Origin of the sequence: Hahella sp. NBU794 (assembly GCF_050749805.1) — a bacterium.
In the GTDB taxonomy this organism is placed as follows: domain Bacteria; phylum Pseudomonadota; class Gammaproteobacteria; order Pseudomonadales; family Oleiphilaceae; genus Hahella.
This window is the reverse complement of the sequence record NZ_CP192738.1, coordinates 1,090,268-1,116,734: the sequence shown is the minus strand read 5'-3', so window position 1 is coordinate 1,116,734 and position 26,467 is coordinate 1,090,268. Positions and strand designations below refer to the sequence as shown.

Here is a 26,467-nt window from a genome sequence, read left to right as displayed (position 1 = left end):
CTAATTTTCGCTATGTTGTTTGTAGAATTGAAACGCTACGCGACCGCTACGGCCGCCTCTGGAGGTGGCGAACTGAATCGCCAGCCTGTGCAGCGCCTCGCGGTCGCCCGTGTAGGCATGAAAATAGTGATCGATAATATCCAGATAACTGTCCTGGTTGAACGGATAAAAGGAGAGCCACAAGCCAAAACGATCCGACAGCGAGACTTTCTCCTCCACCGAATCCCCCTGGTGAATCTCATTGTTGACCAGCTTGGTCTCCAGGTTTTCCGACATGTACTCAGGCATCAAATGACGACGATTGGAGGTCGCGTAGATCAGCACGTTTTTCGGCGGCAGTTCAATAGAACCTTCCAGTACGCTTTTCAAAACCTTATAGGTTTTCTCCCCCGCTTCGAATGACAAATCATCGCAAAAAATAATGAAGCGCTGAGGCAGGTCGCGTACTTCATCGACGATTTCCGGCAGATAAATCAGATCGTCTTTGTCGACTTCAATGACGCGCAATCCCTGAGGGAAATATTCATTCAACATAGCCTTGATCAATGACGACTTGCCTGTGCCGCGAGAGCCCCATAACAAAGTGTTGTTAGCCGGTTTACCCGCCAGAAAGCGCTCCGTATTGCGCTGCAGGGCCGCTTTCTGACGATCCACGTTCAATAGCTCATCAAAACGCACAGGGTCAATTTCACGTACGGCGCGCAGGTTGCCTTTGAATTGTCGCCAAATTGCGGCGGGAGTCACGTTCCAATCAATACTCATAATGCTGCTCGCAATACTTGATTTTTAAGACAGGCGGACGACGTCAGATCAGGATTCGTCGTCGCCGGGAGTCGAAGAGGCCCTGCCCCACGCCGGAGTCAGATCCTGGTCAATGCCTAGGTGATTCAGAATGCGGGCGACGATGAAGTCGATCATCTGCTCCACAGACGCCGGCTTGTGATAGAAACCGGGAGATGCAGGCATAATCGTGACGCCCATTTGCGACAGCTTCAGCATATTTTCCAGTTGCACCGTGGAGTACGGGCTTTCTCTCGGCACCAGAATCAGTTGCTTGCGCTCCTTCAACACAACGTCCGCAGCGCGTTCAATCAGATTATTACTCGCGCCGGTGGCCACGGCGGACAGGGTTCCCGTACTACAGGGACAGACCACCATTCTCGCTGGAGAGCCTGAGCCGGAAGCCACGGGAGACATCCAGTCCTCTTTCCCAAATACGCGCAGCTGGCCTGGCGCTGCGCCAAACTCTTCAGTCAACGCCTGCTCCAGCTTCGCCGCCTGACCGGGCAGCTTGATATCGGCTTCCACACTGGCGACCACATAGGCCGCCTTCGACACCATCAAATAAACCTGATGATGCTTTTGCAGCAACACCTGCAACAAACGCCAGCCGTACTGAAAGCCGGAGGCGCCGGTAATCGCAATGGTAATCGGCTCCTTGAACGTCACGACGACACCGCCTCTTCTTCGGCGAGCAGGCTTTTCAGTTTCGCAGGTAATCCCGCGAAACCGCCATTGCTCATGAGGACAATATGTGCGGGACCTTTCACGTCGGCAAGCAAACGGGTGATTTCGTCAACATTGCTCACGCACTGGTGCTTGGGCGCCGCATTACGCACCGCGTCATCGAGCCATCCGTAGCTATCCAGATTGGCCCAGATCACATAATCCGCCAGCTCCGCAGACGCTAATAACGTATCTCGATGCACACCCATTTTCATGGTATTGGAACGCGGCTCGACGACCGCCCAGATCGGTGCATCGCCAACCCGTTTGCGCAGTCCTTCCAGCGTCAGTTGAATCGCGGTGGGGTGATGAGCGAAGTCGTCGTAGGCGACCACGCCGTTGCGCTCGCCCAGTTTCTCCAGACGACGCTTGACTCCGGGAAAGCCAGATAGGGCAGGAATCGCGTTTTGCGGCCGAATGCCGATATGACGGGCGGCCAGCAAGGTCGCCAACGCATTCTGTACGTTGTGAGCGCCGCTCATGCCCCACTCCACGACGCCGCATGACTCGCCGTTTAAAAACACTTCGAAACGACTGCCGTCTTCCGCCAGACACTCCGCTCGAATATCCGCTTGATCATCGCTCAAAGAGAATGTCTGCCGCGGCGACCACAATCCCATCGCCAGCGTTTCCTCAACAGCGGGCGTCTGCGTAGGCGTAATCACCAGCCCCTGGCGCGGTACAGTGCGCACGACATGGTGAAACTGGCGCTGTATATCGCCGAGATCGCGGAAGATATCCGCATGATCAAACTCCATGTTGTTGATGATCAGGGTGCGCGGACGGTAATGAATAAACTTGGAGCGCTTGTCGAAGAAAGCGCTGTCGTATTCGTCCGCCTCAATGACGAAAAAGGAAGTGTCGCCCAGTCTGGCGGAGACATCAAATCCCTGGGAAACACCGCCGATCAGAAAGCCCGGCGCCAGACCGGCCTGCTCCAGCACCCAGGCCAGCATACTGGTGGTGGTGGTTTTACCGTGAGTGCCGGCCACCGCCAATACCCAGCGCTCCTGCAACACGTGCTCCGCCAGCCATTGTGGGCCGCTGGTGTAAGGCAACCCCTTATCCAGAACATACTCCACCAGCGGATTACCCCGGCTCATGGCGTTACCGACGATAATAAGGTCGGGTTTGGGATCAAGGTGGGAGGGGTCATACCCTTCGCGCAACTCTATTCCCTGCGCCATCAGCTGAGTGCTCATGGGAGGATATACATTTTTGTCGGACCCGCTGACCTTGTATCCCATTTCCTTGGCGAGCAACGCCAGGCTACCCATGAAAGTCCCGCAAATGCCTAGTATGTGTACATGCATGTTTCTTGCTAATCGCTATCTTTTAATCAGTGAAAAGAATCAGTGTCTCATCCGTCCGGCCGCCCACGCAGGCGGTCTGTTTGGCGCAGATTGCGAATTGAACGTCAGAAAACTGAGCTTCAGGCGCATATCGGTCAATTATTACTGACGGGTTCCCTAAGCGCCAGCGTCGGACCGGAAATGGCCCTATGTATTGAGTAAATTTAAGAAAATCCGTTCCAAGCGCGGTTGGCAAAGGCAGGCGAGCAGCGCATTGATCACGCAATCCTGAATCACCGGTCGCTCCAAATAACATGCCCTGCTTTGCCGGCAAAGTGATAAAAGTCCGGGGACTTTGCACGCCAGACGCCCGCCCCTGGTTAGTTGACTACCCGGTCAAACGCCCGTCAGCGCCTGTAAAGGGACATGAAAATGGCATTAAACTCGCGTATGATTCGCGCCCATAAGACGACGAGAGGCGACAACGAATATGACGGTTAAAAACGCGTTTTATGCGCAGTCCGGCGGTGTGACCTCGGTCATCAACGCGTCTGCCTGTGGCGTACTGGAAACAGCGCGCGCCCATTCCGATAAAATCGGCAAAGTTTACGCTGGCCACAACGGCATTATCGGCGCATTGCGTGAAGAATTGATCGACACCAGCCTGGAGAGCGACGCGGACATCGCCGCGCTGAAACATACTCCCGGCGGCGCTTTCGGCTCTTGCCGCTATAAGCTGAAAGACATCAAAACCCACAAAGCTGAATATGAGCGCCTGATCGAAGTCTTCAAGGCTCACAATATCGGCTACTTCTTCTATAACGGCGGCAACGATTCCTCCGATACCGCCTACAAAGTCTCTCAGATCAGCGAGCAGCTGGGTTACCCGATCATCAGCATCGGCATTCCCAAAACCGTCGACAACGACCTGCCTATCACCGACTGCTGTCCTGGGTTCGGCTCCGTCGCCAAATATATCTCCACCTCGATTATGGAAGCCTCCTTGGATATCCAGTCCATGTGCGAGTCCTCCACCAAGATATTCGTCATGGAAGTAATGGGACGTCACGCCGGCTGGATTGCGGCGGCGGCGGGACTGGCGCAACGCGAAGAAGGCGGGGCGCCGCAGATTATTCTGTTTCCGGAAACGCCATTTGATAAAGCCAGCTTTCTCAGACGCGTGGATGAAGTGGTCAAGCGTGACGGCTTTTGCGCCATCGTGGTGTCGGAAGGCGCGCAATATGCGGACGGGCGCTTCCTGTCCGACGCCGGCGTCACCGATGCTTTCGGGCACACGCAATTGGGGGGCGTGGCGCCATTCATCGCTAATATGATCAAAAGTGAACTGGGCTATAAATACCATTGGGCGGTAGCGGACTATCTGCAGCGCTCCGCCCGCCACATCTCTTCCGCCACCGATCTGGATCAGGCCTACGCCGTGGGCAAAGCCGCCGTGGATCTGGCCCTGGCGGGTAAAAATGCGGTCATGCCTGTCATTGTGAGGGAGCAGGACAGCCCCTATAAGTGGTCGATTGGCGAAGCGCCTCTGGCGAAGATCGCCAACGTGGAAAAGAAAATGCCGAAAGAATTCATCACCGAGGATGGTTTCGGCATTACTGAAGCAGCGCGCCGTTATTTGCAGCCATTGATTCAGGGCGAGTCCTACCCGCCCTACAAAAATGGCGTGCCGGATTACGTAAAGCTGAAAAATCAGTTAGTGGCGAAGAAGCTCGCTCATTCTTTTAACGTCTGACGACGAGCCCCATATCGCATTAACGGCGGGACATTCTCCCGCCGTTGTTTCAAATTTCATCTCCCGCCTATTTAATCCCCGTCCCTTTTCAAAATTCCGTACAGCGAGATTTTCAAAGAATCCAGAATCATCGACTTTTCGCCGCTGCTCTCCGTGCATTTATACATGCCGTCGATCCAGAGACTGGCGATGCCATGCACCATTGACCAGGCGGCGTGGGCGATCAAAGAAACATCCCGGTCAGTGAAAACTCCCTCGCTCACGCCTTTTGTGGCGATGTTCAAGATAACCTGAAACGCGCTGCTGCCTGCTTCCGCCAGCTCCGGATAGTCCATCGGACAGGCGATCACAGGGCCGAACATCAATTTGTAGAGTTCAGGGTTATCTCGCGCGAACTGAATATAGGCATTGCCGGAATGGCAAAGTTGTTGCGATGGGTCGTTATGCGCGTCAGCGGCTTCCTGGGTTACCCGCTGCAGCTCTCTATATCCCTGCGCCGCCAGGGCGGCCAGCAATGCATTTTTATCCGCGAAGTGGCGATAGGGGGCGGTTTGCGACACGCCGATTTCACGCGCCAGCGCCCGCAGACTGATCTTGTCCGGCCCGACCTGCTTGAGCTGCGCCAGGGCTTTGTCCAGCAACTCATTCCTTAGGTTGCCGTGATGGTAGGGCTGGTGCGCGTCAACGCCTGCGACAGCTTCTCTCAAATTACTCACCTTACTCTCTTCTACTTATTTGTGTTTATTGGTTCAGGATAAATCCATCTCAAAGTCTCTCCCATGATCCACAGCAGCTTAGCGCCGTTTCGTGCGATGCTTCCGAAGTTAAGCGTTAAATTCCGCTTCAAACCGGATATCTCTGATAAGTGTGGGGCGCAAAACCACAAGCGTCAACATTGTTGACATAGAAAACATTTTAGACGCACAATGTTTTCGATGACAACATAAACAGGAAATCACGTCATGTTCCTTCCCATCGCTCTAACCTGGCTCCACTTTATTTGCATCTTTGCGCTGGTCAGTCTGTTGCTGCAAGAGCGGAAAATCCTGAGTATGAATTGGTCACTGGACACCGCCAAGGCGTTGTTGGCGACGGACCGCTGGTTTGGACTTAGTGCGATGACAGTCCTGGCAAGCGGGTTTGCGAGGGTATTTTTTGAGAAAGGCGAGGCGTACTATTTTTCCAATTTCTTCTTTTGGAGCAAGCTTGCGATGTTCATCATCGCCGGGCTGATTTCCATTTATCCAACAGTGCAGTTTCTGCGCTGGCGCAAGCCGATTCAGGCCGGACAAACGCCGGAATTTAGCGTCGACGCCCGTCGCAAAGTCACCCGCGCAATCCATGCGCAAATGCTGCTGGTTCTGCTGATTCCGTTATGCGGCGTGCTCATGGCGCGAGGCTATGGTTAAGCGCCCTCAGGCATTAAGAAATTCATTGATGTACTCGGACATCACAACGTGGGTTTTGATTTTCCCCACCCCCTGAATCGAGGTAAGACGGTCGCGGATTTCATGAATCCGCGCCATGTTCGGCGCCTTCAGGAACAGCATCATATCCGTGTCCCCGGCGACCCCGTGGCACACTTTGATTTCAGGAATGGTTCTGAGTATCTGCGCCATTTCCGTACACTGAATTTCGTTATAGCTGATTTCCAGATACACCGAGACCTGATCCTCCCGCGCCTGGGTGACCAGCACTTGATAGCCGCGGATAATTCCCGTCTCTTCCATTTTGCGGATACGATCCGTCACCGCCGAGCGGGACAGGCTTACTTTCTCCGCGATGGCGGATACTGGCTGTCTCGCATTTTCACGCAATGACTGAAGAATTTTTTCATCGAATTTGTCCACAGGCTCTCCCACTAAAATACTCGACAAATCAACTATCAAGCGCCGTTTCACCCGCATTTTGGCGACGCGCCGACGTTATGCCGATCAAACCGGCATTTTGGCGGCGTAAAGCCGCAATTTGCAACGAGGGATTTGATTATTATTGCAAAGGTCCGTCGCCGTTTCGTCATTGACAGCACGAAGCTGTTCATAGACCCCGCAACACCTCAAGGAAAATTATCATGCAGTCGCTCCACCGCTCGCTCAGTTTCAGTCAGGGTCTTGGCATCTTGGTGTCCGCCCTGCTGGGGACCGGCGTCTTTATCGTTCCCGAGCTCACCGTCAAACAGTCCGGCGCCAACGCGCTGTGGGGATGGGGCTTGCTGGTGTTCGCCATTATTCCCATCGCCTTCGCTTTCGCCAGACTGGGTAAACGTTATCCTCACGCCGGCGGCGCCTCTCACTACGTGCATTCCGCCTTTGGCGCGACTCAAGGCCGCATCGTAGGTTGGGTATTGCTGGCCCTGGTGCCGGTAGGATTGCCCGCGGCGATGGAAATGGCGGGCTGGTTTCTCACCTCTCTGGTGGCGCTGACGCCGGCTGAGCTCCTCGTTGTCAAACTGGCGCTGGTGGCGGGCATGCTGTGGGTCAACCTAAGAGGCGTCAAGCTGTCAGGCTCCTTACAAACCACCATCGCCTTCAGCGTCGGCGGCATTGTGGTGCTACTGTCGGTACTGGCCTGGTTTGACGTCATTCCGCCAATCCCTGCTGAACCGACCTCTTTCGACTGGGGCCAGATTGGCGCGGCGGCGGGACTCGCCTTCTGGAGTTTTATCGGCATTGAAACCCTGGCTCACCTATCGACGGAGTTCAAAAATCCCGAGCGGGACTTTCCTCTGTGTCTGATTATCGGCGTGGCGCTGGTCGGACTGGTGTATTGGATGGGCAGCTGGGTGACGCTGCACTACGCGCTGGGCGCAGATTATTCCGGCCCCGCAATGGTTTATCTGTTCGATGCGCTGATCGGCGGACACGGCAAACTGCTGATTGGCCTGTTTGGTTTCCTGTCCTGCGTGGCCACCATGAATATCTATCTGGCTGGCTCTTCCCGTATGTTATGGAGCCTGGGTAAGGATGGCGCGACCTATCCCGCTTTGGGCAAGGTCAACCACCATGGCGCTCCGGCGAATGCGGTGTTCGCCATGTCCATCGCCAGCGTGGCGAGCCTGCTTGTGTTCTCCGTGTTACAGGTTCCGTTGGAGGAGCTGATTCGCATGGCTAACGGCATGATCGTATTGGTTTACCTGCTGACGATGCTGTCCGCCGTGCGCCTGTTTCAAGGCAAGGACCGTGTGTTGCCAGGCCTGGGAGTGTTGGTGTGCCTCTATCTGGCGTATACGCTGATGAGTTCGCTGTGGTGCATCGCGGTGGTTTACACCGGTATCTTCATTGTTCTGAAATTACGTAAACCCAAACAGACACTGATGGGAGCGCAGGCGTAACGCCTGCCTCTCCGCTTCAATTCTGGCTTATCCCAGCGCTTCATCCATGATCTCAATCCAGTGTCTGACCGGCACCCTCGCCTCGGACGCCAGATGCAATTGACACCCCACGTTCGCGGTGACAATGGTGTCCGGATCATCCTGCACCAGCGCCGCCACCTTTTTCTTTAATAGCTGACGGCTCATCTTCGGTTGCAGCAGCGAATAAGCGCCAGCGGACCCGCAACAGAGGTGCTTGTCTCGCGCAGAAGCAAGATCAAACCCTACATCGGTCAGAATCTTTTCTACGATCCCCGGCAATTTTTGTCCATGCTGCAACGTACAAGGACAATGCACGGCGATTTTCGAGTAGTTCCTTTTTATAGACAGGACGGACAGGTCCTCCGCCGCCACCACTTCGCTAAGATCACGGGTCATTTGCGATACTCTATGGGCCTTTTCCGCGTACTCGGGATCGTCCTTTAAGATGTGCCCGTACTCCTTCACCAGTTCGCCGCACCCTGAAGCCGTAATAACAATGGCTTCCAATCCTGATTCGATGGCCGGCCACCAGGCGTCAATATTCTTTTTCATCAGACGCTTGCCTTCATCCTGCGCGCCCAGATGATAACTGACCGCGCCGCAACAGCCCGCCTCGTTTGAGGCGATCAGACTGACGCCAAGCCGGTCCAGCACCCGCGCAGCCGCAGCGTTTGTGTTGGGCGTAGTGACACTTTGGGCGCAGCCGTGCAGCCCCATCATCACTCTGGGCTGACGTTGGGGCGGCCAAGTGATCGGCACCTGCTTCTCAGGAATTTTCTTGCGCAGATATTCTGGTAGCGCCGGCCTCACCCATTGTCCGACGACAATCAGGAAGCCAAACCGCTGCGGGTAAGGTAAAAGCAGAAGCAATATTTTGCGCAACAGACGCTCACGCCAGGTGCGGGGCGCTTTCTTTTCCACCACGCCACGGCCGATATCCAGCAGCTTGCCGTATTCAACACCGGAGGGACAGGTGGTTTCACAGCTTCGACAGGTCAGGCAACGATCCAGATGCAGGCGAGTGCTTTCCGACGCCTCATCCGTCTCCAGCATTTGCTTGATTAAATAGATGCGTCCCCGAGGGCCATCCCGCTCATCGCTCAGTTCCTGATAGGTCGGGCACGTGGCGTTGCAAAAGCCGCAGTGCACGCAGGAACGAATAATCTTTTCCGCTTCATCGCCTTCTGGCGTGTTCTTATATTTAGCGTGGATTTCGGTTTTCATCAGTGACCTTTGAGTCCCGGACTCGCTCGCTTCAAATCCGGATAAATACTAAAGCCAGGAATACAGCCTGCCTGGATTGAATATGCCGTCGGGGTCCAGCGCCGCTTTTAATCTTTGATGCAACGCCCGCAGCGGAGGTGAGAGCCGGTGGTAGACTTCGCCGTTATGGTCGCCATGACGATACAGGCTGGCCTGCCCCTGAGCGGAAACCGCATAACGCTCCATGGCCGTTAACGATGATTCAGCCCGCACCCATCTTAAAGCGCCGCCCCAATCCAGCAGCACCGGCGCGTCATTTCCTAACGGCGGCGCGGAAGGTTTGACGGATAAACGCCATAAAGGCGTCTCGCCTTCAAAGAATTCATGCGTCTGCTCCTGAATCTGACGCCAGAAGTCCGCCGCCCGCTCCAGCAGTTCGCCCCCCCAATAACCGATAGTGCTGGCTACCGCCTGCTCCGCGCCGGACAGGCGCAAGTACAAGCGTCCGCCCGTCCAGCACACGGCTGATAACGGACGCGGCTGTCGGCACAATTCCACCATTTTAGTGATCGCCGTGGCCTCATTGCATTCCTGCACCAGCGTGGTTTCCAGTTCCGGTTTGGGAATCACCCGGATACTGAGTTCCGTAATGACGCCCAGCGATCCCATTGCGCCGCAATGCGCCCGCGACAAGTCGTAACCCGCGACATTTTTCATGACTACGCCGCCGAATCGCAGGTGCTCGCCTTTGCCGTTGATAATGCGGGTTCCCAGCAGAGCGTCACGCACAGAGCCGCGCCATGGGCGGGCGGGTCCAGAAGTGTTGGCGGCCAAAGCGCCGCCCAGCGTCGCGCGTCCCTCATATTCAGGCGGTTCAAACGGCAGCATCTGGCCTTGCTCGTCCAGTGCTCGCCTTACGTCAGCGATGCGTGTGCCGGCTCTGGCGGTGATCACCAGTTCTGAAGGGGAATAATCCACGACGCCGCTATGTTCGCTAAGGTCCATCGCCTCGCCTGCGGCGGCGCGCCCCAAGAATGTTTTACTGCCGCCGCCACGTATCATCAGAGGCCGACTCGCCGCTCTGGCGGTCATCACTTGCTCGACCAGTCTGTCAGCTATGTCCGTCATTTATATATGTTCATCCGGGACGGAACTTCCGCCCACACTATTAATTGCCTATCGAGCGATACTCCTGACATCGGCGCAATATGGGAACGCCTTTGCCTGGGTTCAAAACCCCGCCAGGATCGAACGCGTCTTTCACAGCGTGAAACTGCTCCAACTCCGCCTCTGAAAACTGCGCGCTCATTTGCCGTATTTTCTCCAGGCCAACACCATGTTCACCCGTGATGCAGCCGCCGACGGCGACACACAGTTCCAAAATTCTGCCGCCAAACTCTTCCGTCTTTTCAAACTCGCCCGGCACATTGGCGTCAAACATAATCAAGGGGTGCAAATTACCATCGCCAGCGTGAAATACATTCGCCACGCGCAGCCCATATTCCTCCGACATTTCCCGCATTCGCATCAGCACATAAGACAGCTGACTGCGGGGAATGGTGCCGTCCATGCAATAGTAATCAGGGGAAATACGCCCTACCGCTGGAAACGCGGACTTGCGCCCCTTCCATAACAATGCACGTTCCGCATCGCTCTGGGACGTCCGCACGGCGACGGCGCCGAGTTCACGAAACAGGCCTTCCACCTGCTCCACATATTCCACGACTTCTTCCCGCACGCCATCAATTTCACAAAGCAGAAGCGCTTCCGCGTTGGTTGGATAGCCGGCGCGCACGAAATCCTCCGCCGCCTGAATAGCATAACGATCCATCATTTCCAGCGCGGCGGGAATTATCCCTTTGGCGATAACCCCCGCGACCGCGTCGCCCGCCTTCTCCACACTGTCGAACGCCGCCATGATCACCTGCGCGGCGTCTGGAGAGGGCAACAGCTTAACGGTGATCTCGGTGATGACGCCCAAAAGTCCTTCCGAGCCAATGATTAACGGCAACAGATCGAAGCCGCAGTTATCCAGCCCCTGCCCGCCGACGCGCACTCTCTCGCCTTCCGCAGTGAGCATTTCAAACGCCAGCACGTTATGAACAGTCAGTCCGTATTTAAGACAGTGGGCGCCACCGGAATTTTCCGCCAGATTACCGCCAATGGTGCAGGCGATTTGTGAGGATGGGTCAGGCGCGTAAAACAGCCCCATAGGCTCCACCGCCTGGCTTATCGCAAGATTCCGCACGCCGGGCTGCACCGTCGCGGTGCGTGCTTCCGGGTCAATGCGCAGTATCCGGTTAAAGCGGGCCAGGGACAGCAAAATCCCATCCGGGCTCGGCGTGGCGCCCGCTGACAAGCCTGTCCCGGCGCCGCGGGCGACCACCGGCACGCCCCAGCGGTGACAAAGTTTGAGAATCTTTTGCACGTCCTCCACAGAGTCCGGCAATACAGTCAGCAACGGGCGTTCGCAGTAAGCGGACAAACCGTCGCATTCATAAACCCGCAACGTTTCCTCATCGGCGATGATGGAATCCGAAGGCAAGAATTTCGCCATTTCTTCAATGAGCAATTTTTTGCGGGTTTCAAATGAACTTGCGGAAGTAACGGATGAATACATGGAAAGCCGATTATGATGGAAGGTCTCTCGCCAACAGTTTTCCCTTCGGAAAACACGTATTTTTTAGCATAAAAACGGACTGGCTTGCACCGAAATTTAATCTTTTTCCGTATCGCGCACCAACATTAAGCACAACCGTATTTCATCATCTACACTTTACTTTGGAATTAGTCCGTGGTCTGCAGCCATATTTATGATGCGCCACGATATCAATAAAATCATGGAGTTACGGCATTACAATTGCATTAACCAAGGCGAAGTTCATTGGATACGTAATTACCGAAACGCCGGAATTTTTGTGTTTACGCATTCTCGTTTTTGCGAAAACACTATGCTAAGTTAAATCCGGTAATAACAATGAACAACAAACAACCAACCGAGGGTAAAAAATGAAGAAGACATTCGTTTCTGCAGTTGCAGCGCTTGGGTTTATGACGGCTACCGGTGCAGCGATGGCTGACGGCACACTGGACGCTGTAAAGAAAAAAGGGTTTGTTCAGTGTGGCGTGAGCACTGGTCTTCCCGGCTTCTCCAACCCGGATGACAAAGGCAACTGGATGGGCCTCGACGTTGATCTGTGCCGCGCAGTTGCAGCTGCGACGCTAGGCGACGCTTCAAAAGTTAAATACATCCCACTTACCGCCAAAGAGCGCTTCACAGCTCTGCAATCCGGCGAAATCGACCTCCTCTCCCGTAACACTACCTGGACACTGACTCGCGACGGCTCACTGGGCCTTAACTTCGCTGGCGTCAACTACTACGACGGTCAAGGCTTCCTGGTAAGTAAAGATCTGGGCGTGAAGAGCGCGAAAGAACTGGACGGCGCAGCCGTGTGTATCCAGGCGGGAACCACTACCGAATTGAACCTGGCCGACTACTTCCGTGAGTTCGGCATGAAATACCAGCCAGTGGTATTCGATACTTCCGACCAAACTGTAAAAGGCTTCGAAGCCGGACGTTGCGACGTTCTGACTTCTGACCAGTCTCAGCTGTACGCCCTGCGCATTCAGCTTTCCAACCCTGACAAAGCCATGGTTCTGCCGGAAGTTATCTCTAAAGAACCTTTGGGCCCGGTGGTTCGTCAAGGCGACGACCAGTGGTTCAACATCGTGAAGTGGTCTCTGTTCGCAGCGATTACCGCTGAAGAACTGGGCGTGTCTTCCGATAATGCAGACAAAATGAAATCCAGCACCAACCCGAACGTACAGCGTCTGTTGGGCACTGAAGCCGGCCAGGGCAAAAACCTGGGTCTGGACGATGCATGGGCTTTCAACATCGTTAAGCAAGTCGGTAACTACGGCGAAATGTTCGAACGCAACGTTGGTAAATCCTCTCCGCTGGGCATTGAGCGCGGTCTGAACGCACTGTGGACCAAAGGCGGTCTGCAATACGCTCCACCTATCCGCTAATAAAAGCCTTAGTGTCTGGGCGCACATCCGTGCGCCCTATCCTGTTCTAAACACCCAATTTAATAACTCCTTGCCGATCTTCTGGAGAACATTGAGTGGATATTCAAAGCAAAGGACAGGATAAAGCGAAAACAAAAATCTGGAACGATCCTGCAGTACGCTCTGTATTTTTCCAAGTACTTGCTGTGGGCGCCGTAGTCGCTTTTTTCCTGTACATAATTAATAACGCGCTAACCAATATGGAACAGCGCGGAATAACTACCGGTTTCGCCTTTCTTGGCGACCAAGCCGGATTCGGAATACTTCAATCTCTTATCGATTACAACGAAACAAACTCGTTCGGCCGCACCTTTTTCGTAGGTCTGTTGAATACTGTTTTGGTCGCCGTACTCGGTATTATCATGGCGACTCTTCTCGGCTTCTTTATTGGTATCGGGCGTCTGTCGCATAACTGGTTAATCTCAAAACTGGCCACCACCTATATTGAGACTTTCCGTAACATCCCTCTGCTGTTGCAGATTTTCTTCTGGTATTTCGCTGTACTGCAAGGTCTTCCGAGCCCTCGCAACAGTATGCAACTGGGCGAATCCGTATTCTTTAATATCCGCGGGCTTTACCTGCCCAAACCGGTTTATGAAGACGGCTTCGGCGTTGTCGCTGCCGCAATCGTCATCGCCATAGCGATCGTTATCGGTCTGGTGAAGTTCGAGCATAAAAGACAGCGTGACACAGGAAAGACATTCCCGTTATTCCTGCCATCACTGGGCGTGCTGGTCGGTCTTCCCCTGATCGTGTTCTTCATCGCCGGCTCTCCCATGCACTGGGATTACCCTGCGCTGGCGGGCTTCAACTTCAAAGGCGGTTTGACCATCATTCCTGAGTTGATCGCTCTGTTGATCGCTCTGACCGTTTACACCGCGGCGTTTATCGCTGAGGTTGTACGTTCGGGCATTGAAGCGATTCCCAGAGGGCAAAGCGAAGCGGCCAACGCACTGGGCCTGTCGAATGGACAGCGTCTGCGTCTGGTTATCGTGCCTCAGGCGATGCGGGTCATTATTCCTCCGATGACCAACCAATACCTCAACCTGACCAAAAACTCCTCGCTGGCTACCGCTATCGGTTATCCCGATCTGGTATCCGTGTTCATGGGCACAACCCTGAACCAGACAGGTCAGGCGATTGAGATTATATTTATGACAATGGCCGTCTATCTGTTCCTCAGCTTGAGCACCTCCGCTCTGATGAACTGGTACAACAGCCGTATTGCATTGGTTGAGAGGTAATCGACATGAGCAATAAATTTGTTCCATTGCCCGACTTGCCCCCTCCATCCAATACGGTGGGAGTCGTCGGCTGGCTCAGAACCAATCTGTTCAGCAGTCCAACGAACAGCATTCTGACCATTATCGCCTGTTATCTGATTTATTCAGCGCTCTCCTGGTTTGTGTCCTGGGGGATCATTAATTCAGACGTTATTGGAACCTCTCGGGAAGACTGCACCTCAGGCGGCGCCTGTTGGGTATTCATATCCGTCCGATTGCCTCAGTTCATCTACGGCTTCTACCCGTCTGATGAAGTCTGGCGCATCAATCTGATGTTCGCGATCGCCATCATCGGCATCGCGGCGTTAATCATCGACAAGACGCCCAAGAAAGGGTGGATTGCGCTGTTTATGCTGGTCATCTTCCCGATCATTGCGTACTTCCTGCTGTATGGCGGCGCGTTTGGTCTGGAAGTGGTGGAAACCCATAAATGGGGCGGCCTGACTCTGACGCTGGTTATCGCCACCGTCGGCATCGTGGTCTCCTTACCGATAGGCATCGCGCTGGCGCTGGGACGCCGCTCAGAAATGCCCATCGTGAAGAGCATCAGCGTGGTCTATATCGAGTTCTGGCGCGGCGTTCCCTTGATCACCGTGTTGTTCATGGCGTCGGTTATGCTGCCGCTGTTCATGAGCGAAGGCACCGAAACCGACAAATTGTTGCGCGCCATGATCGGCGTCATCATGTTCCAGAGCGCGTACATGGCGGAAGTCGTACGCGGCGGTTTGCAGGCGATTCCGAAAGGTCAGTATGAGGCGGCTCACTCCCTGGGCCTGAGCTACTGGAAAATGATGTTCTTTATCATTCTTCCACAAGCGCTGAAGCTGATGATTCCCGGTATCGTCAACACCTTTATCGCTCTGTTCAAAGACACCAGTCTGGTATTGATTATCGGCCTGTTCGACTTGCTCGCCATCGTGCAGTCAGCATTGCACGATCCCAAATGGCTGGGCTTCTCCGTTGAAGGTTATATTTTCGTGGCTTTCTTATTCTGGGTGTTCTGCTTCGGAATGTCCCGCTACAGCCAGGCGCTGGAGCGTAAACTGAATACCAGTCACCGATAGGCAAGTTTTCTGGAGTACGACATGAATACGAATACTAACAGCGCAGATTCCCGCAAGAGCATGATCCACCTGCGCGGCGTCAACAAATGGTACGGCAAGTTCCATGTACTGAAAGACATTAATCTGGAAGTGTACAAGGGCGAGCGTATCGTTGTGTGCGGCCCCTCCGGATCGGGCAAGTCCACTATGATCCGCTGCATCAACCGTCTGGAAGAGCATCAGCAAGGGGATATCATCGTAAAAGATATCCCTCTGACCAACGACCTTAAAAACATCGACAGCGTGCGTCGGGAAGTAGGCATGGTGTTCCAGCACTTTAACCTGTTCCCTCACCTGACAGTGCTGCAGAACTGTACGCTGGCTCCAATCTGGGTGCGTAAAGTGCCGCAGAAAGAAGCTGAAGCGACAGCGATGAAGTATCTGGAAAAGGTCAAAATCCCGCACCAGGCGCATAAGTATCCAGGACAGTTGTCAGGTGGTCAGCAGCAGCGTGTGGCGATCGCCCGCAGTCTGTGTATGAACCCTGAAATCATGCTGTTCGACGAACCTACTTCGGCGCTCGACCCAGAGATGATCAAAGAGGTGTTGGACACCATGATCGAACTGGCGGAATCCGGCATGACCATGATCTGCGTCACCCACGAAATGGGCTTCGCCAAAACCGTGGCCAACCGGGTTATCTTCATGGACGCAGGTCAGATCATTGAAGAAAATGAGCCGCACGAGTTCTTCAACAATCCACAGAACGAGCGGACCAAACTGTTCCTCAGCCAGATCCTGCAACACTAAGGACAAAGCTTGCAAACATTGACGTTGCGCAGAGCGGAGGCGGCTGACGCCTCCGCTCTTCTACCCCTGATCGAGCAGTTGGGGTACTCCCTTACCCTGACTCAGCTTGATCGTACTCTCTCTACTTTAATCCACGATTCCCACGCGCATTTTATGGTCGCCGTCAGCGGCGATGAACTCCTCGGCTTCATTCAGAGCAACCTCAAGCGCACTCTGGTGGCGGGCGGCTATGTTGAGATCGTCAGCCTGGTGGTTGATGAACGCGCGCGAGGACAAGGCGTCGGCGGAAAGCTGATCGAATCCGTAAAGGAGTGGGCAAAACAACAGGGAGTATTTAAAATTCGATTAGGGTCGCGAATTCATCGGGAGCAGGCTCACCAGTTTTACGAGGGTCTGGGTTTTACCCGCATCAAGACACAACACTGGTTTGAGATCACTTTATGAGTAAGCATCAGTACTTTCAGGTTGACGCATTCACTTCCAACGTATTTTCCGGAAACCCCGCCGGGGTTTGCAGCCTGGACGACTGGCTGCCGGACGATACGCTCTGCAAAATCGCCGCCGAGAATAACTTATCGGAAACGGCGTTCTACGTACCCCGCACCAACGGCTTCGACCTGCGCTGGTTCACGCCGGAAGCGGAAGTGGATTTATGCGGCCACGCTACACTGGCCACCGCATTTGTTCTTTACGAATTGAAGGGGTTCAAGGGACCTCGCATTCAGTTCCATACCCGCAGCGGCACACTGGAGGTGTCTCCTCACAAGCATGGCGGCTACGCCATGTTGTTCCCCAGCCGCAAAGGCGAAGTAGTTGAACCAGAGCAGGCCCTGCTGGAAGCGCTTGGCGGCGTAAAACCGCTGGAGGTGCTTAAGTCCAGGGACTATATGGTCGTACTGGAAAACGAAGCCGCCGTACGCGCCGTCTATCCTGACATGCGCATGCTGAAACTTGTCGACTCCCTGGGCGTCATCGTCACCGCCAAAGGCGACAAGGTCGACTTCGTCTCCCGCTTCTTCGCCCCCAAAGTCGGGGTGCCGGAAGACCCCGTCACCGGCTCCGCCCATTGCACACTGACGCCTTACTGGTCAGAAAAACTGGGCAAAGTGGAGCTGACCGCCCGCCAGATCTCCCAACGCGGCGGCGAAGTCATGTGCCACTACCGCGGCCCGAATGTGCTGCTGGTCGGCCAAGCGCGACTCTATCTCGAAGGGGTAATTAACGTTCCTGGGGAGAGTTGATAGCCCATGTATAGCAGCGCTTGCCAGACAAACCTAAGCGCTGCTTTACTTTCAATATTAACGTCCTCCGAAAAGCCGAAGGGTTTGCTCCAAATCGCAACTCAAGTACAGAACATAGGGCGCCTCGACTTTGTGAATACTCCATTCCCCTTCAACTATTCTTAGCCATTTGAGCTGATGCTCAAAAAGGGGCCAGCAAAATATTCCGATAGAACATGGCTGATAATCATTATCCGGATTTCTTAAAAAGTCTTCGATGAGACTGTCTTCATCTCTTAAACTAAACGGTAAATCGAAATCAGCTATCACGCCAAAAGCTTTCAATGCGCTACACAAATACGAAAGCATGTCGCCAAAAGCTTTTATGTTTCTACTATCCATGTATTTTTTTACCGAAACTATGTCAAAGTCTATATAGACATAGCCGACCGACTCCCACTCAAAAAAAACACAATACTGAGTCCGCTCATTCCATATAAACTCCTGAGAATAACCGTGGTGTTTTTTCAAGAACTCAGTTAGTGACTCTCCGTCAAGAAACACTTCATCCCCGTGCTCATCAATTACATTTCTATCTTCATCTAATGTGACAGAGTAAATCCCTGGCGTCTTTGAAAACCCTAATGTATAAAGGAGTCGATTCGTTTCACGGCTTAGCTCAACTAGTTTGATATTCGGTACAAGGAAGCACGCTGTTAGCTTAGTATCCATTAGTTAACCACCTCCACTTCAAACCCAGAATTTTCGTACCTTTTTTTTAGTTCCTGGTGATCTTCATTTTGTCCATCAATCTTGGCTCTCGGAGGCAAAGAAGGGTCGAACAGCTTGGACTGAATATCTCTTAACCGCTTCCTTTGTTTACCTTTATTCTTGTACTGATTAGCATTTGTACTCTTAGCCTCACCTATTTGCCTATCTCCAACAACATCTACCTCCTGATCTTGACCACACTTTTTACATTTATACTCAGCACCTGCACTTACAAGATTCATCTTTGGAAGGTTGTCTTCTATAGCTCTGTTCTCGAACGCATAGCCTCTTTTTTGTCCAGACCTACTCGCCTTATTACCAAGCTTATCTATTAACTTCTTATTAGCCTCAGTAGCTTCTGCAACTGACGGTTGCGAAATAGCTTCCCAATCATGATCGCAATCTTTTGGAGCTAAATCTGCGTTATCCTCACTACTTGGGCAGGTTCCGTGAATTTTCTCCAAGGAAGATTTGTTACCCATCTCTTTCTTAAATTCTTCATCCATTACTTAAAGCACTCCTTATCGTCCGCAGAGTTACCAAACTCATGCCGCTAGATGCTTATTTGTCTTTGGTTATTAACACAGCATGCAGGTAATCAGCCTAACACCTATTCATCAAAACTTGGATGAAGGAATTATTTAGGCATCTTCCACACCTAATTTTACAAATTCCAGTAGCCGTTTTTACAAAAAACTGAATAGCGTTCAGTAAAACAAGTTCTTGTTCTTCATCATCAATTTCCTCTCAGCCCAATGATTTCGGGGGATTACAGTCAATCAGTGGGTTATTTCTCATTTCAGGCATGGTTCCTGCGATAAGGGGGTAACGACTCAAGTTCACGCGGAGCGTTGGAGTTGAGACGGACGGACGCTGAAGGCCCGGTTTTGGCGGCCGCAGGAATAAAGAGAGCTAACTGTAGAAATAGGATGAGCATAATGAACATGGTGAAAGGAACCTGGAAACAAACTTTTTTGGCGCCGTTGGCGTGCGCAATAGCCCTCTCGGGCTGTCAACTGAGCGATGATGAAGAGAAGGAGACCTCTGAGTCCCGCCCCTACAGCGCGCTCTATGTATTTGGAGATAGTCTGTCTGATACCGGGAATATCGGCGGCTACCTCTCTCTGGAGACAGACCTGCCTTACCCCTTTTACAACAATCGGATTTCCAACGGTAAGTTGATTGTGGATTACGTGGCGGAGTCCCTGAACCTGGAGGTGGAGCCATCTCTGTATCTGGGCGAAATCACTGACGGCACCAACTACGCCGTAGCCGGTGGACAGGCGGACGCAGATCAGAATATCGACCTGGATTTCCAGGTGGACACCTACATGGAATATCACTCCGAAGAAGCGTCCCCGAAAGCGCTGTACCTGTTCTTTATCGGCGGCAACGATATTCTTGAACAGCGCGGAGAGACCTCTCCCAACAACACCAACGCCCTGAATCTCGCCGCAGACAAAGTCGCCGCCAACGTTCAGGAAGTGATCGACAAAGGCGGAAAAAACATCGTCGTGCTGACGGTCCCGGATGTGGGCAAAACGCCCAAAGTGTTGAAAGAGTCAGCGGAGCCCGGACAGGAAGGCCGCTCACAACTGGTCAGCGACCTGACGAATTATTTCAACAGCCAGGTGGAGCTAAAACTGTCTGCATTGAATATGGGCGATGCGAAAGTCACCATGATCAACTCTTATCAGATTGCTCTGGATATCCTTAACAACGCCGCCGACTACGGCTTCACCAACACCACCGACGGCTGTTACGTGACGGAAGACCTGGAGTTCAGCGACATCTGTAGCGAAGAGCAGTTCGACAGTTTCTATTACTTCGACAGCATTCACCCTTCCGGTAAAACCCATCAACTGATCGGAGAGAAAGTGGCGGCGGAAATTCCCGCTCCGGCGGGTTCCTGAGCGCTATCGCCACAGATGCAGCAACCACAGTAAAGTGGCCAGCTGTGTAAGCAGTAGAATCCCGCTCAGCGTGCGCCAGAAGGCCAAAGGATTGCGCTCAATGATAGGCAGTGCGTTATCCGGCATGAGCCGGGAGTTGGGATGAGTCATGTCCTGCAACCATTCGGAAAAGCTGTCGTAGCGACGACGCGGGTCCAGTTGCAGGGCTTTCTTCAAGGCCCCGTCCATCCACACCGGAACCATCGGGTTGTGATGATAGGCGGGGGTATATTTTAATTTGGCCAACGCGGTCGGCGACGCGGCCTTTTCATAGGCTTCGCCGTACGGCAAATGCCCGGTCAACATTTCATACCCGATTACCGCCACGGAAAACAGCTCGGATCGCGTTGTGGCTTTCGTCCCCAACACGTATTCCGGCGCGCTATAGCTGGCGGTGCCCAGCGCCCTTTCCCGGGCAATGGGCAGATACATTTCCTCCACACCCGGAATACGACAGGAACCAAAATCCACCAGCGTGACGTGATCCTCATTAGTAATCAGGAGATTGTCCGGCTTGATATCCTGGTGCAAAGTCTCTTTGCGATGCAACGCCCGCACGCCTTTGACTATCTGTTCCAAAATACGCGTCACCCGATGAATATCCGGGCGGGAGTTGTCGCGAATCCATCGTGACAAGGGCGCGCCCGGCACGAACTCCGTCAAATAATACAAACAGCTGCGCGCTCGTTTGCAGGGAATCAGGCCCGCCACATGGGGATTCTGAACGCGCCGGGCAATCCATTCCTCCATGGTGAAACGTTCGATATAGGCGGGATCGTCCACAAAATTAAGTGACGGGGTTTTCATTACCGCGCGCGTACCGGTTTCTATATCAGTAACCTGATAGACCTGACTGCGCGCGGTTTCGTGCAGAATGCGCTCGACGCGATAGCCGTCCAGACTCTGTCCCACTTCCAACGGCGGGGGAAACGGCAGGCGACTGAGCTCGCGACAGCAGGCGTCCGCATCGCGCAAGCCGAGGCTGTCCACCCGGAGTATCTGACAACTCAGGTTATCGTCACTGCCCGCCTGCAGCGCTGTCTGTAAAAGGTCCGCCGCAAGTCCCTGAAACGTCGTTTGCGCTGCGCCTCGCAGCCGCTCCCGCAATTGATTGTGCGAGATAAAATCATGCAGACCATCCGTGCTCAACAAAAACACATCTCCGGCCTGCACGTCCATCACGCGGTAATCGATGTCCAGATTGGGGGAAAAACCCATCGCCCGGGCCAGATAAGTGCGCTCTGCATCGACGCGGGCGGTATGATCCGTTGTAATCTGCTCCAGCTCGCCCTGCCGATAGAGATAAATCCGGCTGTCGCCCACATGAAAGATATGCGCCTGCGTCGACTTCAATACCAGAATGGACAACGTGCACACGTATCCTTTGTCGTCATTCAGCGTGCGCAGGCTTTGTCCATAAAGCCAACGATTCAACGCCTGCAGCACTTTCTGCGCGGCGTTTTTCACCGACCAGGAATCCGGGGTGCAGAAGTAATCGCTCAGGAAATTGGTGACGCAGGCTTCGCTGGCTTCCTTGCCCGCTTCCGCCGCGCTGACGCCATCGGCGATGACCGCCACAGCTCCTTTCAGTTGCAACGTTTCCCGATCAGGAATACGCACGCCAATGCAGTCTTCATTGCGGGGTTTCACCCCCGCCATGCTGTGTTGATCAACAGATAGCGACAAATCGCTGGCGAATATCATGCGCCACTAATCCTGCTGCGAAAGTTAAAGGTAGTACGCCGCAGCGATACGCCCATGTCAATCAGTTCACTTCAATCAGCTGCACGCTGCCGTCTTCGCCTACTTCGACCATATGACCTTCTGGTTCATCCAGAAACTGCACGGCGAGAAAACAAACCGCCGCCGCTCCTGCGATGACCATAAAGAATGTGGATGCGTCGACGAATGAATACACCGTCAGGAAAGTCACGCCGCCCACATTGCCGTAGGCGCCCGCCATGCCCGCGATTTGTCCGGTCATACGACGCTGCACCAGCGGCACCATGGCGAACACGGCGCCTTCCCCCGCCTGCACGAAGAAGGAACAGAACATCACCGAAGCCACCGCCGCGGCGATCATCCAGGTTGAGGAAATCTGACTCAGCAACAGATACCCCACCGCCAAGCCCGCAATCAGAATGGACAAGGTTTTTTTACGGCCAAAGCGATCCGACAACAGACCTCCGCCGGGCCGCGCCACCAGATTCATCAACGCGAAGGCCCCGCCCAGCAAGCCAGCCTGAACCGGAGACAAACCAAAGGTCTCCATAAAGAAAGCGGGCAACATCGACACCACCGCCAACTCTGATCCAAAAGTCACGAAATACGCCCAGTCCAACACCGCCACCTGCTTGAACTTGTAGCGCTGCATTTCCGGCACGCCCTGCTTCAGACGCTCATGATTGACGTTGTAGATCTGCCAGAACTGCACGATGAACAGCGCCCCCAGGCCCGCCCACAAGATCAGCGCCGTGGAGTCGGATAGCAGTCCCAGACCGGCGGGAGACAGCTTCCAGGTCAGCACCGCCAAAGCGATATACATGGGCAGGTTCATAGCGATATAAAACCAGAAGTCTTTCCAGGAGCTGACTTCCAGCCCGCCGCTCTTTTTGGGTTTGAAATAGGTGGAGCCCTTCGGGGTGTTGCGGACTTTGCGATAAAACAGCAGTCCATAGAAGAAAGCGACGACGCCCGTGGTGGCGATCGCATAACGCCATCCTTCATCGCCGCCATAGATATAGGCGGCGATTGAAGGCAACGTCCAGGCCGCCGCGGTGGAGCCGAAGTTACCCCAGCCGCCATAAACGCCTTCCGCCACGCCGACGGTTTTAGCGGGAAACCACTCTCCGACCAGACGAATGCCAATGACAAAACCAGCGCCAATGAATCCACACAGAAAGCGGAACAGAGCAAGCTGCTCAAAGGTCGTGGAAAACGCAAATCCCCAACACAGGAAAGCGGAAATCATCAGCAACAGACTGTACACCGCACGCGGGCCGAACTTATCCACCAACATGCCGATAACGATACGCGCAGGAATGGTCAGCGCCACGTTCAAAATCAGCAGCGCCTTCCACTGCTCATTGGACATATTGAAGGCTTCCACAATGAAGGGCTTCATCGGCGCGTGGGAAAACCACATGACGAACGTGAGGAAAAACGCGAACCAGGTGTAATGCAAGGTTCGGACGCCCCCTTGGGACAGATCCAGAATATTGAGTTTATCGGATGACATAAATCTTCCTGTCTTATTGGCAGTTGAGTTCTTATAGAAAAGCACTCACAGGAACTACAAAAGCTGTGCCAACCGACAAATCGAGCCTGTCCAACCTCCTTTCAGCCTGCCTGGATATTTCGCTCGCAACAGGGGAAAAACGTAAATACCTATGTATATCAGATAATTAAATTTATCAGACAGGGCGTTAGGCGTTTTACCCGCCATAAAAACGCACCAAATAGGCGCAACACAAAAAACCAAAGTCGCACCAAATTAATCACTCTTGTTGGGCGCCAACTAAAATTTGCGCACTTTTTTAGATCAAAACTCACTCTAAATTCCGCACCATCAAAATGCACAACGTCCTATAAAACCTCCAAAACCGAAAATTACTCTTTTATTTACAGCCACTTAAAAATCCAACTTGGCCGATTGGCGCCATTCATGCTCTACCAGAGTCAATTAGCCTGTAGCGGATTCAGTGAGCTGGAGAAGGTCCATGAAAGAAAAATTAGTCGTCGTCGGAAATGGAATGGCTGGAATGCGGACGGTCGAGGAGTTGCTAAAAATAGCGCCGGATAAATACGACATCACCGTGTTCGGATCAGAGCCTCACGGCAATTACAACCGCATCATGTTGTCGCCGTTGTTGTCCGGAGAAAAGACGCTCGAAGACATCATGATCAACGACATGGAATGGTACAAAACCCACCAGATCACCTTGTACGCCGGCTGGGAAAAACGGGCGTTGAAAGTGGATCGCCGCAACAAGGTCGTGTATGCGGCGGACGGGACGAAAGCGCCCTATGACAGGCTGCTGCTGTCCACCGGCTCCAATCCCTTCATTATTCCTGTGCCAGGCAAAGACCTGAAAGGCGTCATCACCTTCCGGGATATTTCCGATGTGGACACCATGCTGTCCGCCGCCAAATCCAAACAGCACGCTATTGTGATCGGCGGCGGCCTGCTTGGTCTGGAAGCCGCCAACGGATTGTTGAAACACGGCATGGACGTCACGGTCGTGCATAACCTGGAAATTCTGATGAATCGCCAGCTGGATGGTCCTTCCGCCCGCTTTCTACAGGCGGCCCTGGAAGAGCGCGGCATGAAATTCCGCATGTCCGCCAACACGTCTTGCCTGGAAGGCGATGAACATGGCGGCGTCAAAGCGATCAAGTTCGACACCGGCGAGACGCTGCCTGCGGATATCGTAGTGATGGCGGTCGGCATTCGTCCCAACACCGAGCTGGCGCAATCCTGCGGTTTGTATTGTGAGCGCGGAGTGGTGGTCAATGACACCATGCAGACCTTCGACCCCAGCATCTACGCCATTGGCGAGTGCGTCCAACACCGGGGGGAATTATTCGGCTTAGTCGCCCCCATTTGGGATCAGGCCAAAGTCTGCGCCAACCATCTGGCGGGCTACGGCATTGGCATCTACAAGCAGAAAGAAGTCTCCACCAAACTCAAAGTCACTGGCATTGATGTGTTTTCCGCCGGTAATTTCCTGGGGGACAACGACAGCGAAAACATCGTGTTTCAGGACCCCAAGCGCGGCGTCTATAAAAAGGTGGTGATCCGAGAGGACAAAATCATCGGCTCCGTCATGTTCGGCGACACTGGAGACGGCTCCTGGTACTTCCAACTGATGCGCGACAAAACCAACATCAGCGACTTCCGCGACACCTTGCTGTTCGGCCAACACTTGGTGGGCGATTCCGGCCGCCAGGGCATCAACGCCGTCGCGGAATTGCCTGACGACACAGAAATCTGCGGTTGCAACGGCGTCTGCAAAGGCGACATCGTCAAAGCCATCACCGACAACAAACTCTACACCCTGGACGACGTACGCGCCGCCACCAAGGCCTCCGCCTCCTGCGGCTCCTGCACCGGACTGGTGGAACAGGTTCTGGCGGCCACCGTGGGCGGCGACTACAGCACCGCGCCCAGCGAAAAGCCACTTTGTAAATGCACTGGCTACGGCCATGACACTGTCCGCAAAACCATCCTCGATAACAGCCTGAAAACCTTTCATGAAGTCGCCGCTTTCATGGAATGGGACAAGCCGGACGGCTGTCATGTCTGCCGCCCGGCCATCAACTATTATCTGGTTTGCGCCTGGCCGGACCAGAAAGTGGATGATCCACGCTCCCGCTTCATCAACGAGCGGGTGCACGCCAATATTCAGAAAGACAATACTTACAGCGTCGTACCGCGCATGTGGGGCGGCCTCACTACGCCCAACGAACTGCGCGCCATCGCTGATGCGGCGGACAAATACCAAGTGCCCTGCGTGAAAGTCACCGGCGGCCAGCGTATCGACCTGCTCGGGGTCAAGAAAGAAGACCTGCCCCACATCTGGAAGGACCTGAACGACGCCGGCATGGTGTCCGGTCACGCCTACGGCAAAGCCTTGCGCACCGTGAAGACCTGCGTCGGCTCGGAGTTCTGCCGCTTCGGCACCCAGGACTCCACCGGTATGGGCGTCAAATTGGAGAAGATGACCTGGGGCTCCTGGACGCCAGCCAAAGTGAAAATGGCGGTATCCGGCTGCCCGCGCAATTGCGCCGAAGCGACGATCAAGGACTTCGGCGTCGTAGCGGTGGACTCCGGCTGGGAACTTTACGTAGGCGGCAACGGCGGCATGAAAGTGCGCGTATCCGACTTCCTGGTCAAAGTATCCACCATGGACGACGTCATGGAGTACGCCGGCGCCTTCATGCAGATGTACCGCGAACAGGGTCACCACAACGAGCGCACCGCGCCCTGGGTGGAGCGCGTCGGTCTCAGCTATATCAAGACCGAGCTGGTGGACAACCCGGAACAGCGCAAAGCGTTTCACACCCGCTTCCTGGCGTCGCAGACACTGGCGCAGATCGACCCCTGGGCGGAACGGGCGGCTCAAGGCGTAGAAAAACAGGAATTCATACCTCTCACGCAATTGAACTGAAACCGCACAGATACCTGAATCTGAGTACCACAGAGACGTAAGAC

At 53.9% G+C, this 26,467-nt stretch carries 24 protein-coding genes; 12 read left to right on the top strand and 12 right to left on the bottom strand.

Annotated elements, in window-relative coordinates:
- The 3 genes from ACQYWX_RS04980 to mpl are packed head-to-tail and all read right to left on the bottom strand — an operon-like array spanning position 1 to position 2,819.
- On the bottom strand, positions 1-762 hold the full coding sequence (locus ACQYWX_RS04980; protein ID WP_431688074.1) for an ATP-binding protein: 762 nt from the start codon (positions 760-762) through the stop codon (positions 1-3).
- Between the two features lie 48 nt (positions 763-810).
- The gene (locus ACQYWX_RS04975) at positions 811-1,449 is read right to left on the bottom strand and encodes a flavin prenyltransferase UbiX (RefSeq protein ID WP_431688073.1); all 639 of its coding nucleotides are present in this window, start codon (positions 1,447-1,449) and stop codon (positions 811-813) included.
- On the bottom strand, positions 1,446-2,819 hold the full coding sequence (gene mpl, locus ACQYWX_RS04970) for a UDP-N-acetylmuramate:L-alanyl-gamma-D-glutamyl-meso-diaminopimelate ligase (protein ID WP_431688072.1): 1,374 nt from the start codon (positions 2,817-2,819) through the stop codon (positions 1,446-1,448). Before mpl ends, ACQYWX_RS04975 begins: the two co-directional genes overlap by 4 nt.
- Before the next feature lie 469 nt (positions 2,820-3,288).
- Here mpl and ACQYWX_RS04965 point away from each other — a divergent pair, with 469 nt between their 5' ends.
- The gene (locus tag ACQYWX_RS04965) at positions 3,289-4,551 is read left to right on the top strand and encodes a 6-phosphofructokinase (RefSeq protein ID WP_216736807.1); all 1,263 of its coding nucleotides are present in this window, start codon (positions 3,289-3,291) and stop codon (positions 4,549-4,551) included.
- 71 nt (positions 4,552-4,622) lie between these two features.
- Here ACQYWX_RS04965 and ACQYWX_RS04960 read toward each other — a convergent pair whose 3' ends face one another.
- A complete protein-coding gene (locus ACQYWX_RS04960; protein ID WP_279506898.1) occupies positions 4,623-5,267 on the bottom strand; it encodes a TetR/AcrR family transcriptional regulator in 645 nt (214 codons plus the stop codon).
- 246 nt (positions 5,268-5,513) lie between these two features.
- Between ACQYWX_RS04960 and ACQYWX_RS04955 the strand changes: the two genes are divergently transcribed.
- Positions 5,514-5,960: a DUF2214 family protein gene (locus tag ACQYWX_RS04955; protein ID WP_431688071.1), complete on the top strand. Its 447-nt coding sequence runs from the start codon at positions 5,514-5,516 to the stop codon at positions 5,958-5,960.
- A 6-nt stretch (positions 5,961-5,966) separates the two neighbouring features.
- On the opposite strand, the gene ACQYWX_RS04950 is transcribed toward ACQYWX_RS04955, so the two are convergent.
- Positions 5,967-6,401 carry an Lrp/AsnC family transcriptional regulator gene (locus ACQYWX_RS04950; protein WP_371824053.1) on the bottom strand — a complete coding sequence of 145 codons (435 nt, stop codon included), beginning with the start codon at positions 6,399-6,401 and terminating at the stop codon, positions 5,967-5,969.
- A gap of 221 nt (positions 6,402-6,622) precedes the next feature.
- On the opposite strand from ACQYWX_RS04950, the gene yjeH reads away from it, so the two are divergent.
- Positions 6,623-7,882, top strand: coding sequence for an L-methionine/branched-chain amino acid transporter (yjeH, locus tag ACQYWX_RS04945; protein WP_431688069.1), 1,260 nt, complete (start codon positions 6,623-6,625; stop codon positions 7,880-7,882).
- Between the two features lie 27 nt (positions 7,883-7,909).
- Here the strand turns inward: yjeH and glcF are convergent, their stop codons facing one another.
- The 3 genes from glcF to ACQYWX_RS04930 are packed head-to-tail and all read right to left on the bottom strand — an operon-like array spanning position 7,910 to position 11,726.
- Positions 7,910-9,127 (bottom strand): glycolate oxidase subunit GlcF, encoded by a 1,218-nt coding sequence (gene glcF / locus ACQYWX_RS04940; RefSeq protein ID WP_216736803.1) that lies wholly within the window; start codon positions 9,125-9,127, stop codon positions 7,910-7,912.
- Positions 9,128-9,175: 48 nt separating this feature from the next.
- A complete protein-coding gene (gene glcE, locus ACQYWX_RS04935; protein ID WP_431688068.1) occupies positions 9,176-10,234 on the bottom strand; it encodes a glycolate oxidase subunit GlcE in 1,059 nt (352 codons plus the stop codon).
- Positions 10,235-10,274: 40 nt separating this feature from the next.
- The gene (locus tag ACQYWX_RS04930; RefSeq protein ID WP_431688067.1) at positions 10,275-11,726 is read right to left on the bottom strand and encodes an FAD-linked oxidase C-terminal domain-containing protein; all 1,452 of its coding nucleotides are present in this window, start codon (positions 11,724-11,726) and stop codon (positions 10,275-10,277) included.
- A gap of 400 nt (positions 11,727-12,126) precedes the next feature.
- Here ACQYWX_RS04930 and ACQYWX_RS04925 point away from each other — a divergent pair, with 400 nt between their 5' ends.
- The 7 genes from ACQYWX_RS04925 (at position 12,127) to ACQYWX_RS04895 (ending at position 17,551) form a co-directional block, all read left to right on the top strand.
- Entirely contained in the window at positions 12,127-12,186 is a 60-nt protein-coding gene (locus tag ACQYWX_RS04925) for a hypothetical protein (protein WP_370454959.1), read from the top strand.
- On the top strand, positions 12,179-13,135 hold the full coding sequence (locus tag ACQYWX_RS04920) for an amino acid ABC transporter substrate-binding protein (RefSeq protein ID WP_370454958.1): 957 nt from the start codon (positions 12,179-12,181) through the stop codon (positions 13,133-13,135). The genes ACQYWX_RS04925 and ACQYWX_RS04920 overlap by 8 nt, the downstream gene beginning before the upstream one ends.
- Before the next feature lie 95 nt (positions 13,136-13,230).
- Complete coding sequence (locus tag ACQYWX_RS04915) at positions 13,231-14,418, top strand: amino acid ABC transporter permease (RefSeq protein WP_431688066.1); 1,188 nt, start codon at positions 13,231-13,233, stop codon at positions 14,416-14,418.
- Between the two features lie 5 nt (positions 14,419-14,423).
- A complete protein-coding gene (locus ACQYWX_RS04910; RefSeq protein WP_216736798.1) occupies positions 14,424-15,521 on the top strand; it encodes an amino acid ABC transporter permease in 1,098 nt (365 codons plus the stop codon).
- Between the two features lie 21 nt (positions 15,522-15,542).
- On the top strand, positions 15,543-16,310 hold the full coding sequence (locus ACQYWX_RS04905; protein ID WP_279506883.1) for an amino acid ABC transporter ATP-binding protein: 768 nt from the start codon (positions 15,543-15,545) through the stop codon (positions 16,308-16,310).
- Between the two features lie 9 nt (positions 16,311-16,319).
- A complete protein-coding gene (locus ACQYWX_RS04900) occupies positions 16,320-16,754 on the top strand; it encodes an N-acetyltransferase family protein (protein WP_431688065.1) in 435 nt (144 codons plus the stop codon).
- Positions 16,751-17,551 (top strand): PhzF family phenazine biosynthesis protein, encoded by an 801-nt coding sequence (locus tag ACQYWX_RS04895; protein ID WP_216736796.1) that lies wholly within the window; start codon positions 16,751-16,753, stop codon positions 17,549-17,551. The genes ACQYWX_RS04900 and ACQYWX_RS04895 overlap by 4 nt, the downstream gene beginning before the upstream one ends.
- A gap of 57 nt (positions 17,552-17,608) precedes the next feature.
- On the opposite strand, the gene ACQYWX_RS04890 is transcribed toward ACQYWX_RS04895, so the two are convergent.
- Both ACQYWX_RS04890 and ACQYWX_RS04885 read right to left on the bottom strand, forming a co-directional pair.
- The gene (locus tag ACQYWX_RS04890; RefSeq protein WP_431688064.1) at positions 17,609-18,262 is read right to left on the bottom strand and encodes a hypothetical protein; all 654 of its coding nucleotides are present in this window, start codon (positions 18,260-18,262) and stop codon (positions 17,609-17,611) included.
- Positions 18,262-18,807 carry a hypothetical protein gene (locus ACQYWX_RS04885; protein ID WP_431688063.1) on the bottom strand — a complete coding sequence of 182 codons (546 nt, stop codon included), beginning with the start codon at positions 18,805-18,807 and terminating at the stop codon, positions 18,262-18,264. The genes ACQYWX_RS04890 and ACQYWX_RS04885 overlap by 1 nt, the downstream gene beginning before the upstream one ends.
- Before the next feature lie 432 nt (positions 18,808-19,239).
- On the opposite strand from ACQYWX_RS04885, the gene ACQYWX_RS04880 reads away from it, so the two are divergent.
- A complete protein-coding gene (locus ACQYWX_RS04880) occupies positions 19,240-20,214 on the top strand; it encodes an SGNH/GDSL hydrolase family protein (RefSeq protein ID WP_431688062.1) in 975 nt (324 codons plus the stop codon).
- 3 nt (positions 20,215-20,217) lie between these two features.
- Here ACQYWX_RS04880 and ACQYWX_RS04875 read toward each other — a convergent pair whose 3' ends face one another.
- Together ACQYWX_RS04875 and ACQYWX_RS04870 are read right to left on the bottom strand one after the other, a co-directional pair.
- Positions 20,218-21,957: a bifunctional protein-serine/threonine kinase/phosphatase gene (locus tag ACQYWX_RS04875; protein WP_216736794.1), complete on the bottom strand. Its 1,740-nt coding sequence runs from the start codon at positions 21,955-21,957 to the stop codon at positions 20,218-20,220.
- Positions 21,958-22,018: 61 nt separating this feature from the next.
- On the bottom strand, positions 22,019-23,491 hold the full coding sequence (locus ACQYWX_RS04870) for a NarK family nitrate/nitrite MFS transporter (RefSeq protein ID WP_216736793.1): 1,473 nt from the start codon (positions 23,489-23,491) through the stop codon (positions 22,019-22,021).
- Positions 23,492-23,972: 481 nt separating this feature from the next.
- On the opposite strand from ACQYWX_RS04870, the gene nirB reads away from it, so the two are divergent.
- Positions 23,973-26,423: a nitrite reductase large subunit NirB gene (gene nirB, locus ACQYWX_RS04865; RefSeq protein ID WP_431688061.1), complete on the top strand. Its 2,451-nt coding sequence runs from the start codon at positions 23,973-23,975 to the stop codon at positions 26,421-26,423.
- The last annotated feature ends 44 nt before the right edge of the window (positions 26,424-26,467 follow it).

Excerpts from the sequence above, each read along its gene's own strand:
- ACQYWX_RS04980 (WP_431688074.1), bottom strand. The coding sequence starts at position 762 with ATGAGTATTGATTGGAACGTGACTCCCGCCGCAATTTGGCGACAATTC.
- mpl (WP_431688072.1), bottom strand. The coding sequence starts at position 2,819 with ATGCATGTACACATACTAGGCATTTGCGGGACTTTCATGGGTAGCCTG.
- ACQYWX_RS04965 (WP_216736807.1), top strand. The coding sequence starts at position 3,289 with ATGACGGTTAAAAACGCGTTTTATGCGCAGTCCGGCGGTGTGACCTCG.
- ACQYWX_RS04955 (WP_431688071.1), top strand. The coding sequence starts at position 5,514 with ATGTTCCTTCCCATCGCTCTAACCTGGCTCCACTTTATTTGCATCTTT.
- yjeH (WP_431688069.1), top strand. The coding sequence starts at position 6,623 with ATGCAGTCGCTCCACCGCTCGCTCAGTTTCAGTCAGGGTCTTGGCATC.
- glcF (WP_216736803.1), bottom strand. The coding sequence starts at position 9,127 with ATGAAAACCGAAATCCACGCTAAATATAAGAACACGCCAGAAGGCGAT.
- glcE (WP_431688068.1), bottom strand. The coding sequence starts at position 10,234 with ATGACGGACATAGCTGACAGACTGGTCGAGCAAGTGATGACCGCCAGA.
- ACQYWX_RS04930 (WP_431688067.1), bottom strand. The coding sequence starts at position 11,726 with ATGTATTCATCCGTTACTTCCGCAAGTTCATTTGAAACCCGCAAAAAA.
- ACQYWX_RS04920 (WP_370454958.1), top strand. The coding sequence starts at position 12,179 with ATGGCTGACGGCACACTGGACGCTGTAAAGAAAAAAGGGTTTGTTCAG.
- ACQYWX_RS04910 (WP_216736798.1), top strand. The coding sequence starts at position 14,424 with ATGAGCAATAAATTTGTTCCATTGCCCGACTTGCCCCCTCCATCCAAT.
- ACQYWX_RS04905 (WP_279506883.1), top strand. The coding sequence starts at position 15,543 with ATGAATACGAATACTAACAGCGCAGATTCCCGCAAGAGCATGATCCAC.
- ACQYWX_RS04895 (WP_216736796.1), top strand. The coding sequence starts at position 16,751 with ATGAGTAAGCATCAGTACTTTCAGGTTGACGCATTCACTTCCAACGTA.
- ACQYWX_RS04890 (WP_431688064.1), bottom strand. The coding sequence starts at position 18,262 with ATGGATACTAAGCTAACAGCGTGCTTCCTTGTACCGAATATCAAACTA.
- ACQYWX_RS04885 (WP_431688063.1), bottom strand. The coding sequence starts at position 18,807 with ATGGATGAAGAATTTAAGAAAGAGATGGGTAACAAATCTTCCTTGGAG.
- ACQYWX_RS04880 (WP_431688062.1), top strand. The coding sequence starts at position 19,240 with ATGAACATGGTGAAAGGAACCTGGAAACAAACTTTTTTGGCGCCGTTG.
- ACQYWX_RS04875 (WP_216736794.1), bottom strand. The coding sequence starts at position 21,957 with ATGATATTCGCCAGCGATTTGTCGCTATCTGTTGATCAACACAGCATG.
- ACQYWX_RS04870 (WP_216736793.1), bottom strand. The coding sequence starts at position 23,491 with ATGTCATCCGATAAACTCAATATTCTGGATCTGTCCCAAGGGGGCGTC.
- nirB (WP_431688061.1), top strand. The coding sequence starts at position 23,973 with ATGAAAGAAAAATTAGTCGTCGTCGGAAATGGAATGGCTGGAATGCGG.